At 69.2% G+C, this 2,442-nt stretch carries 1 protein-coding gene; it reads right to left on the bottom strand.

Annotated elements, in window-relative coordinates; translation table 11 throughout:
* Positions 1 to 2,429 (bottom strand): FAD-dependent oxidoreductase (locus tag R2S09_RS40025; protein WP_316746200.1); only part of this gene is annotated, 2,429 nt, incomplete at its 3' end.
* Positions 2,430 to 2,442 lie beyond the last annotated feature (13 nt).

Here is a 2,442-nt window from a genome sequence, read left to right as displayed (position 1 = left end):
AGGCGGGACATGGCCGGGTCGAACAGGGGCTCCTCGGCGACGACCGCCTCGATCCGCTGGTCGAAGTAGCCGATGTGCACGGTCGTGCCGGGCTCGGCCAGTTCCGTCGGGAGCCAGGCGTAGGCGATGCCCTTGCCGATGGTGTAGCCGTAGGCGGCGCTGGTGACGTAGCCGACGGGACGGTCGCCGTCGTAGACCGGTTCCTTGCCCATGACGACCGACCGCGGGTCGTCGATGGTCAGGCAGGTCAGCTTCCGCCGGACGTTGTCCTTGCGGCGTTCGAGGGCGGCCTTGCCGACGAAGTCGCCCTTGTCGAGCTTGACGGCGAAACCGACACCGGCCTCGTACGGGTCGTGCTCGTAGGTCATGTCGGTACCGAAGGAGCGGTAACCCTTCTCCAGGCGCAGGCTGTTGAAGGCACCGCGGCCGGCGATGATCCCGCCCAGCGGCTCCGCCACCGCCCACAGGGTGTCCCACAGCTTCAGCCCCTGATCGGCGGTGGTGTAAAGCTCCCAGCCCAGCTCACCGACGTAACTCAGCCGCATCGCCGTCACAGGGACGGAGCCGATGTAGGCGTGCTTGGCGCGGAAGTACTTCAAGCCCTCGTTGGAGAAGTCCGCCTCGGTCAGCGACTGGAGGACCTGGCGGGCGAGCGGGCCCCACAGACCGATGCAGCAGGTGCCGGGAGTGATGTCGCGGACCTGCACGCTGCCGTCGGCGGGCAGGTGGCGGGTGAACCAGTCCAGGTCCAGGTTGCCGTTGGCACCGACCTGGAAACGGCCCCGGGCGAGGCGGGCGACGGTGACGTCACTGCGGATGCCGCCGTCATGGTCCAGAAGCAGCGTGTACGTCACCGAGCCCACCGACTTGTCGACCTTGCCGGTGACCAGGCCCTCCAAAAAAGCGGCGGCACCCGGACCGCTGACCTCCAGCCGCTTCAGGGCGCTCATGTCATACATCGCGACCTTCTCGCGGGTGACCTGGGCCTCGGCGCCGACGATCGGCGACCAGTACCGCGCCGCCCAGCCATTGGGGACGGGAATGGAACGGCCCTCGACCAGGCCCGCGTTGGCCTCGTACCACTGCGGGCGCTCCCAGCCGTTCGCCTCCAGGAAGAACGCGCCGTGTTCCTGCTGGCGGGCGTGGAAGGGGCTGGTGCGGATCGGGCGCGGGTCACCGGTCGGCTGGAGGGGGTGGAGGATGTCGTAGACCTCGACGAAGTTCCGGCAGTCGCGGGCCAGAACATACTGAGGGGCGAGCTGGTGCGGCTCGAAACGGTTGACGTCGCACTCGTGCAGGTCGAACGACGAGCAGTAGCCGTCCACCAGCCATTCCGCCATGGCCCGGCCCACCCCCGCGGAATGGGTGACCCACACGGCCTCGGCCACCCAGAAACCCCTGACGTCCGGGGACTCGCCGAGCAGCGGGAAGTTGTCGGTGGTGAAGGAGAACAGACCGTTGATGCCCTCCTCCACCTTCGCCTCGCGCGTCGCCGGGAGCAGGGACTGGGTCTCGGTCCAGGCGGGCTCGAAGTCGTCCTCGGTGAACTTCAGGACGGAGGGCATCCGGTCGGCCTCGTCCACGGAAAGGATGTCGTCGGCCGAGACCGGCATCGGGCGGTGACCGTAGTAACCGATACCGATACCGTCGAAGCGGTCGCGGTAATACAGATCGGCGTCCTGGTGGCGCAGGATCGGACGGACCGCCTCCTCCCTCTGCCCGGCCAGCGCCGGAACCGGGCCGGTCCAGGCCAGCTGGTGCGCGAGCGGGGTCAGCGGCAGGTTCATGCCCACCATGCGGGCGATCTTCGGCCCCCAGATGCCGGCACAGCACACCACGATGTCGGCGTCGAGCTCGCCCCGGTCGGTCACCACACCGGTCACCCGGCCCCCGCTCTGCCGCACATCGAGGACCTCGTGCCGGGCCAGGAAACGCACGCCACGCCCGGTCGCCCGCCGGATCTGCGCCTCGACGGCCAGAACCGCCTCGGCCAGCCCGTCCGTGGGAACCAGCAGACCGCCCAGAACCCGGTCGGGGTTCACCAGCGGATGCCGCTCCACGCACTCCTCGGCAGTCAGCAGGTGCGCCTCGATGCCCCACGCGGTGATCCAGCCGTGACGGCGCTGGAGTTCCGCCAGCCGCTCCGGGGTGGTCGCCACCTCCAGACCACCGACCTGAAGAAAGCACGGCTCGCCGTCCACCTCGAGCGAACAGAACTTCTCCACCGTGTAGCGGGCCAGTTCCGTCATCGTCTTGGAGGAGTTCGTCTGGAAGACCAGACCCGGGGCGTGCGAGGACGACCCCCCGGTGGCCGGCAGCGGGCCCTGGTCGACCACCGTCACCTCGGTCCAGCCACGCGCGGAGACCTCGTCCGCGACAGCCGCTCCCACGACCCCCGCTCCGATGATCACCACTCGAGGTCCCGCCATCGCCCAACCTCCG

The sequence above is a fragment of the Streptomyces sp. MK7 genome (assembly GCF_032658145.1).
GTDB lineage: Bacteria > Actinomycetota > Actinomycetes > Streptomycetales > Streptomycetaceae > Streptomyces > Streptomyces spiralis.
This window is presented reverse-complemented; position numbering and strand designations above follow the sequence as displayed.